Source organism: Cupriavidus sp. R6-3, assembly GCF_059772245.1.
Genome location: NZ_JCBAJO010000229.1, coordinates 1 through 7,287, shown reverse-complemented (window position 1 = coordinate 7,287; position 7,287 = coordinate 1). Strand labels below are relative to the sequence as shown.

Here is a 7,287-nt window from a genome sequence, read left to right as displayed (position 1 = left end):
AGGGCGGCAGCAAGGCCGCCACGGCCGGCAAGCTCGGCGCCGCGCTGACGCAGGCGGTGCAGATGGAGACCGTGCGCGATGCCCCGCTGCAGGCGCTGGTCCGTGCCGGACAGCAGGTGTGGGACACCAGCGTGCTGTCGCTGAAGCTGCTCGGCCGCATGCTGATCGGCCAGGCTTCGCTGCAGAACCTCAGCGGTCCGCTGACCGTCGCCGACTACGCGGGCAAGGCCGCGAACCTCGGCTGGCAACCGTTCGTCGGCTTCCTGGCGCTGGTCAGCGTCAGCCTCGGTGTATTGAATTTGTTACCCATTCCGGTATTGGACGGGGGGCATTTGCTGTATTATTGCGTTGAATTTTTGACTGGCAGGCCCGTTCCAGACCACTGGCAGGCTGTGCTGCAGAAGGTCGGCATTGCCTGCATCTTGCTCCTGACTTCGCTCGCCTTGTTCAACGACGTCAGCCGCCTGTTTCTCGCGCGCAGCTAGAATCCGGTGCGCAACGACGTAGCGGCGTGCTGTGGCACCGGCCACGGCGTACCGTTGCGGACCTTGTCGCGAGGCCGCCCGGCGAAGCATCAGAGCCCAATCCTGCATGGAATCAAAGAGGGGATCAAGATTGATCAGACATAAGCGCATCTCGCTTAGCATGCTGGCGAGTGCCATCATCGCGGCCTGGGCACCGGCGGGCTGGGCCGCGGATCCGTTTGTGGTCAGGGATATTCGGGTTGAAGGTCTGCAGCGGGTAGAACCCGGCACGGTCTTCGGCTATCTGCCAGTCAAGGTAGGCGAGACCTTCACCGACGACAAGGGCGCCGACGCGATCCGCGCGCTCTACAACACCGGCTTCTTCAAGGACGTGCAGATCCGCGCCGAGGATGGCGTGCTGGTCGTCCACGTCGAGGAACGCCCGGCCATCTCGCAGCTCGAGTTCGTCGGCATCAAGGAGTTCGACAAGGACACGCTGCGCCGTTCGCTGCGAGCCGTCGGCGTGGCCGAGGCGCGCTACTACGACCGCGCGCTGATCGACAAGGCCGAGCAGGAACTGAAGCGCCAGTACGTCGCGCGCGGCTACTACGCGGCCGAGGTGCAGACCACGATCACGCCGGTGGACCGCAACCGCGTCTCCGTCGTGTTCAACGTCGACGAAGGCCCGATCGCCAAGATCCGGCAGATCAATATCGTCGGCAACAAGGCCTTCAAGGAAGGCACGCTGCGCGACGAGATGCAGCTGTCCACGCCGAACTGGCTGTCCTGGTACACCAAGAACGACCTGTACTCGAAGCAGAAGCTGACGGCCGACCTGGAGGCGCTGCGCTCGTTCTACCTGAACCGCGGCTATCTCGAGTTCGCGATCGAATCGACCCAGGTGTCGATCACGCCGGACAAGAAGGACATCTACCTGACGCTGAACATCAAGGAAGGCGACCAGTACAAGGTGTCCGACATCCGCCTCGCCGGCGAGCTGCTCGGCAAGCAGGAAGAAATGGAGAAGCTGCTGACCCTGAAGAAGGGCGACATCTTCTCGTCGGAAAAGCTGACGCAGAGCACCAAGGCCATCACCGACCTGATGGGCACCTACGGCTATGCGTTCACCACCATCAATCCGCAGCCGCAGATCGACCGCGAGAAGCGCGAGGTCGCGCTGACGCTGATGGTCGACCCGGGCCGCCGCGTCTACGTGCGCCGCGTCAACGTGGTCGGCAACAGCAAGACCCGCGACGAGGTGGTGCGCCGCGAGATGCGCCAGATGGAAAGCTCGTGGTTCGACAGCGAGAAGCTGACGCAATCGCAGGCCCGCATCAACCGCACCGGCTACTTCACCGACACCAACATCACCACCGAGGACGTGCCGGGCGCGCCCGACCAGGTCGATGTGAACGTCAACGTCACCGAGAAGCCGACCGGCCAGATCAGCCTGGGCATGGGCTTCTCGTCGACCGACAAGCTCGTGCTGCAGGCCGGCCTGCGCCAGGACAACGTGTTTGGTTCGGGTACCAGCCTGGGCCTGGACGTCAACACCGCGAAGTCGTTCCGCACGATTGCCCTGACGCAGTACGACCCGTATTTCACCGTCGACGGCATCAGCCGCTCCACCGACATCTACTACCGGACCTCGCGCCCGCTGTACTACATCGGCGACCAGGACTACCGCATCGTGTCGACCGGCGGCGGCTTCAAGTTCGGCGTGCCGTTCTCGGAGAACGACACGGTGTTCTTCGGCATCGGCTACGAGCGGACCGAACTGACGGTGTCGAACAACACGCCGATTCAGTACCAGCGCTGGGTACGCGAGAACGGCGACGTCACCAACAACTTCCCGTTCACGATCGGCTGGGCACGCGATCGCCGCGACAGCGCGCTGATCCCGACCAAGGGTCCGTACACGCAGGCCAACCTCGAAGTCGGCCTGCCCGGCATCGGCGATACGCAGTACTACCGCGCCACGCTGCAGCAGCAGTACTACTATCCGCTGTCGAAGGCCTTCACGCTGGCGTTCAACGGCGAGATCGCCTACGGCCACGGCTACGCCGGCAAGGACTTCCCGGTCTTCAAGTACTTCTACGCCGGCGGTATCGGCTCGGTGCGCGGCTACCAGACCAGCACGCTGGGCCCGAAGGACCAGAACGGCAACCCGATCGGTGGTGCCTCGAAGGTGATCGGCAACGTCGAATTCATCTTCCCGCTGCCGGGCTCCGGCGTGGACCGCACGCTGCGGCTCTTTACGTTCTTTGATTTCGGTAACGTGTACCAGGAAGGCGAGGCGCCGCGCTTCAGCGATCTGCGGTATTCGACCGGCCTCGGCCTGTCGTGGCTGTCGCCGATCGGTCCGCTGAAGGTCAGCGTGGGCTTCCCGCTCAAGCGCGAAGAGGGCGACCGCACCCAGCGCTTCCAGTTCCAGATCGGTACCGCGTTCTGACAGAGGTCGATTCATGAAAAATACAACCCGCATCATCCAATCGTTTGCCGTCGCCGCCGCGGCGGCGGCCGCACTGGCGGTGGCCGCGCCCGCCGGCGCGCAGGAAACCCGCATCGCCGCCGTCAATTCCGAGCGCATCCTGCGCGATTCGCAGCCGGCCAAGCAGGCCCAGGTCAAGCTGGAGCAGGAGTTCTCCAAGCGCGACCGCGAGCTGCAGGACATGGCCCAGAAGATCAAGGGCATGGCCGACCGGCTCGACAAGGACACCGCCGTGCTGGCGGACGCCGACCGCCAGCGCCGCCAGCGCGAGCTGGCCGATCTGGACCGCGAATTCCAGCGCAAGCAGCGCGAGTTCCGCGAGGACCTGAACCAGCGCCGCAACGAGGAACTGGCGCAGGTGCTCGAGCGCGCCAACCGCGTGATCCGGCAACTGGCGGAGCAGCGCAAGTACGATCTGATCGTGCAGGAAGCCGTCTACGTCAATCCGCGCATCGACATCACCGACGATGTGATGAAGGCCCTGAACGCCGGCGGCAAGTAAGCCGTCCGCGTTCGTCGTTCCAGGAAGTACCGCGATGAAGACACCCACACTGGGTCAGCTCGCCACGGACACCGGCGCGCAAGTTGTGGGTGATCCCACGCTGGCCGTGCGCGGCCTCGCGCCGCTCGACCAGGCCGGGGAAGGGCAGCTGTCCTTCCTGTCCAATCCGCTGTATCTGCCGCAGGCGCTGACCTCGTCGGCCGCCGCGGTGATCGTCTCGCCGGCCGACCTCGAGCGCATCCGAGAGCAGGGCCACGCCGACGACCGCAACTGGCTGGTCGCGCGCAATCCTTACGTCTGCTTCGCCCGCATCGCGCAGCAGTTCGACCGCGCCGCCAACCACGACCCGCGCACCGGCATCGATCCGCGCGCCAGCGTCGCCGACGATGCGGTGGTCCCCGCCTCCTGCTATATCGGCCCCAATGTCGTGATCGAAGCCGGCGCCCGGCTCGGCGAACGCGTGCGCGTGCTGGCCAACACCTATATCGGCGCGGGCGCGCAGATCGGCGACGACACGCTGCTGTACGCCAACGTATCGATCTATCACCGCTGCGTGGTCGGGCAACGCTGCATCGTCCACAGCGGCGCGGTGATCGGCGCCGATGGTTTCGGTTTTGCGCCGGACATCCGGCCGGACGGCGTCGAATACGTCAAGATTCCGCAGACCGGCCGCGCGGTGCTCGGCGACGATGTCGAGATCGGCGCCAACACCGCGGTCGACCGCGGCGCGATGGGCGACACCGTGATCGAGGAAGGCTGCAAGATCGACAACCAGGTCCAGATCGCGCATAACGTGCGCGTCGGCGCCCACACCGTGATCGCCGGCTGCGCGGCGGTGGCCGGCAGCACCCGGATCGGCCGCTTCTGCATGATCGGCGGCTCGGCCAATTTCGCCGGCCATCTGCAGATCGCCGATCGCACCACGGTATCAGGCGGGACCTCGATCACCAAATCGATCGCCAGGCCGGGCCAGCACTTCACCAGCGTGTTTCCCTTCCTGCCGCATGGCGACTGGGAGCGCAACGCCGCCATCGTGCGGGGGCTGTCCAAGCTGCGCGAGCGCGTGATGCAGCTGGAGAAGCGCCTGCGCGGGCAGGGCCCGGACGCCACGACAAAGAATACGGAAGAGAAATCATCATGACCGCCACCGACATCGACATCCGCCAGATCCTGAAGCTGTTGCCGCATCGCTACCCGATCCTGCTGGTGGACCGCGTGCTCGAGTTCGAGCCGCAGAAGCGCATCAAGACGCTGAAGAACGTCACCATCAACGAGCCGTACTTCCAGGGCCATTTCCCCGGCGCGCCAGTGATGCCGGGCGTGATGATCCTCGAAGCGCTGGCGCAGTCGGCCGGCCTGCTGACCTTCGGCGCCGACATGGAGCGCAAGGAAGGCTCGCTGTACTACTTCGTCGGCATCGACGGCGCCCGCTTCAAGCAGGTGGTCTATCCGGGCGACCAGCTGCATATGCATGTCTCGGTCGAACGCTATATCCGCGGCATCTGGAAATTCAAGGCCTACGCGACTGTCGAAGACAAGGTCGCCTGCGAGGCCGAACTGATGTGCACCGTCAAGCAGGCCGACGCCTGAAGACACGGCGCCAGGCGCCGTCTTGACGCGGCGTCCGCCACGGCGGACGCGCCGCCCACCCCAAGATCGATAGGACTTTCACGCATGACGCAAATCCATCCCACCGCCCTGGTCGACCCGAAGGCCGAACTGGCGGCCGACGTCAGCGTCGGACCGTTTTCCATCGTCGGTCCCCATGTGCGGATCGGCAGCGGTACCGTGATCGGTGCGCATACCACGATCGAAGGCCATACCACCGTCGGCGCGGACAACCGCATCGGGCCGTACGCCTCGGTCGGCGGCGCGCCGCAGGACATGAAGTACCGCGACGAGCCGACCCGGCTGGTGATCGGCGACCGCAACCGCATCCGCGAATTCACCACGATCCATACCGGCACGGTGCAGGACGAGGGCGTGACCAGCATCGGCAACGACAACTGGATCATGGCGTACGTGCATATCGCGCACGATTGCCGCGTCGGCAACCACACCGTGTTCTCGAGCAATGCGCAGATCGCCGGCCACGTGCAGGTCGGCGACTGGGCCATCCTCGGCGGCATGAGCGGGGTGCACCAGTTCGTGCGCATCGGCGACCATGCGATGCTGGGCGGCGCCTCGGCGCTGGTGCAGGACGTGCCGCCGTTCGTGATCGCGGCCAGCGACAAGAACGGCAACAAGGCCACGCCGCACGGCATCAACGTCGAAGGGCTGCGCCGCCGCGGTTTCGACGCCGGCCAGATCGCCGCGCTGCGCCAGGCCTACAAGCTGCTGTACAAGTCGGACCTGGGCTTCGACCAGGCCCAGGCCGAGATCGGCCAGATGCTGGCCCAGGCCGATGCGAGCACCGCCGTGCCGCTGCGCGCCTTCCTCGACTTCATCGCCGCGACCAAGCGCGGCATCGTGCGCTGAAGCCCGGCGTCGCCATGGCCGACGCGAAAATGCAGCCGATTCCGGTATTCGAATCCCAGGCCGCCGCGGCCCCGTCGGCGCTGTCCGACTTGCGTGGCGAGATTGCGATGGTGGCCGGCGAGGCCTCGGGCGACCTGCTTGCCTCGCTGCTGTTGTCGGGGCTGCGGGCCCGGCTCGGCGACGCGGTGTCCTACTCGGGCATCGGCGGCGCGCGCATGATGTCGCAGGGCTTCGTCTCCCATTGGCCGATGGAGACCCTGTCGGTCAACGGCTATGTCGAGGTGCTGGGCTCGCTGCGCGAGATTCTCGCCACGCGGCGCGCGATCCGCGACAGGCTGCTGGCCGATCCGCCGCTGTGCTTCATCGGCGTCGACGCGCCCGACTTCAATTTCGGCCTGGAGGTGCCGCTGCGCCGCGCCGGCATTCCGGTCGTGCACTTCGTCAGCCCGTCGATCTGGGCCTGGCGGGGCGGGCGCATCCGCACCATCGCGAAAGCCGTCGACCATATCCTCTGCCTGTTCCCGTTCGAGCCCGAGATCTACGCCAAGGCCGGCATCGCCGCGACCTATGTCGGCCATCCGCTGGCCGACGTGATTCCGATGGTGCCCGACGTCGACGGCGTGCGCGCCAGGCTGGGCCTGCTGCCCGGGCGCCGCGTGGTGGCGGTGCTGCCGGGAAGCCGGCAGTCCGAGGTCCGGCACCTGGGCGCGACGTTCTTCGCCGCGATGGCGCAGATGCGGCAGATGGACAACGCGCTGGCCTTCGTGGTGCCGGCCGCCAATGCGTCGCTGCGGGCCGTGATCGAATCGCATGCCAGCGAATATCCCGAACTCGATGTCACCATCGTCGACGGCCAGTCGCACCTGGCGATGGAGGCGGCCGACGTGGTGCTGCTCGCCAGCGGCACCGCGACGCTGGAGGCGGCGCTGTACAAGAAGCCGATGGTGATTTCGTACAAGGTGCCCTGGCTGACCGCGCAGATCATGAAGCGGCAGGGCTATTTGCCCTATGTCGGCCTGCCGAATATCCTGTCGGGACGCTTCGTCGTTCCAGAGCTGCTGCAGGACGACGCCACGCCCGAGGCGCTGGCGCGCGAGACGCTGCTGCAGCTGAACGACCAGGACAACACCGCCTTCCTGTACGAGCACTTTACGCAGATGCACCAGACCCTGCGCCGCAATACCGCCGATATCGCCGCCGACGTGGTGGTCGATCTGCTGCGCAGCCGGAGGGCCGGCTGATGGCGCGGCTGCCTGCGCGCAATCCCGGCACCGGTGCCGCCGCCGGAACGGCCACTGGCGCCGCGAAGGCCGGCAAGACCGGCGCGAAGACCAGGGCCGCCACGGCCGCGA

At 66.3% G+C, this 7,287-nt stretch carries 7 protein-coding genes; all 7 read left to right on the top strand.

Annotated elements, in window-relative coordinates:
• Window positions 1–485, top strand: a 485-nt coding sequence (locus tag AC6EI8_RS22295; RefSeq protein WP_498382900.1) for a site-2 protease family protein, incomplete at its 5' end; no start/stop codon positions are given.
• Window positions 486–615: 130 nt separating this feature from the next.
• Complete coding sequence (bamA, locus tag AC6EI8_RS22290) at window positions 616–2,916, top strand: outer membrane protein assembly factor BamA (protein ID WP_043438778.1); 2,301 nt, start codon at window positions 616–618, stop codon at window positions 2,914–2,916.
• Window positions 2,917–2,929: 13 nt separating this feature from the next.
• Window positions 2,930–3,457 (top strand): OmpH/Skp family outer membrane protein, encoded by a 528-nt coding sequence (locus AC6EI8_RS22285; RefSeq protein WP_149319026.1) that lies wholly within the window; start codon window positions 2,930–2,932, stop codon window positions 3,455–3,457.
• A 34-nt stretch (window positions 3,458–3,491) separates the two neighbouring features.
• Window positions 3,492–4,598: a UDP-3-O-(3-hydroxymyristoyl)glucosamine N-acyltransferase gene (gene lpxD / locus AC6EI8_RS22280; RefSeq protein ID WP_498382899.1), complete on the top strand. Its 1,107-nt coding sequence runs from the start codon at window positions 3,492–3,494 to the stop codon at window positions 4,596–4,598.
• Window positions 4,595–5,047: a 3-hydroxyacyl-ACP dehydratase FabZ gene (gene fabZ / locus AC6EI8_RS22275; RefSeq protein WP_149319024.1), complete on the top strand. Its 453-nt coding sequence runs from the start codon at window positions 4,595–4,597 to the stop codon at window positions 5,045–5,047. Before lpxD ends, fabZ begins: the two co-directional genes overlap by 4 nt.
• A gap of 84 nt (window positions 5,048–5,131) precedes the next feature.
• A complete protein-coding gene (lpxA, locus tag AC6EI8_RS22270; protein WP_149319023.1) occupies window positions 5,132–5,935 on the top strand; it encodes an acyl-ACP--UDP-N-acetylglucosamine O-acyltransferase in 804 nt (267 codons plus the stop codon).
• Between the two features lie 107 nt (window positions 5,936–6,042).
• Complete coding sequence (lpxB, locus tag AC6EI8_RS22265; RefSeq protein WP_498382901.1) at window positions 6,043–7,176, top strand: lipid-A-disaccharide synthase; 1,134 nt, start codon at window positions 6,043–6,045, stop codon at window positions 7,174–7,176.
• Window positions 7,177–7,287 lie beyond the last annotated feature (111 nt).

Excerpts from the sequence above, each read along its gene's own strand:
- lpxB (WP_498382901.1), top strand. The coding sequence starts at position 6,043 with ATGGTGGCCGGCGAGGCCTCGGGCGACCTGCTTGCCTCGCTGCTGTTG.
- fabZ (WP_149319024.1), top strand. The coding sequence starts at position 4,595 with ATGACCGCCACCGACATCGACATCCGCCAGATCCTGAAGCTGTTGCCG.
- lpxD (WP_498382899.1), top strand. The coding sequence starts at position 3,492 with ATGAAGACACCCACACTGGGTCAGCTCGCCACGGACACCGGCGCGCAA.
- AC6EI8_RS22285 (WP_149319026.1), top strand. The coding sequence starts at position 2,930 with ATGAAAAATACAACCCGCATCATCCAATCGTTTGCCGTCGCCGCCGCG.
- lpxA (WP_149319023.1), top strand. The coding sequence starts at position 5,132 with ATGACGCAAATCCATCCCACCGCCCTGGTCGACCCGAAGGCCGAACTG.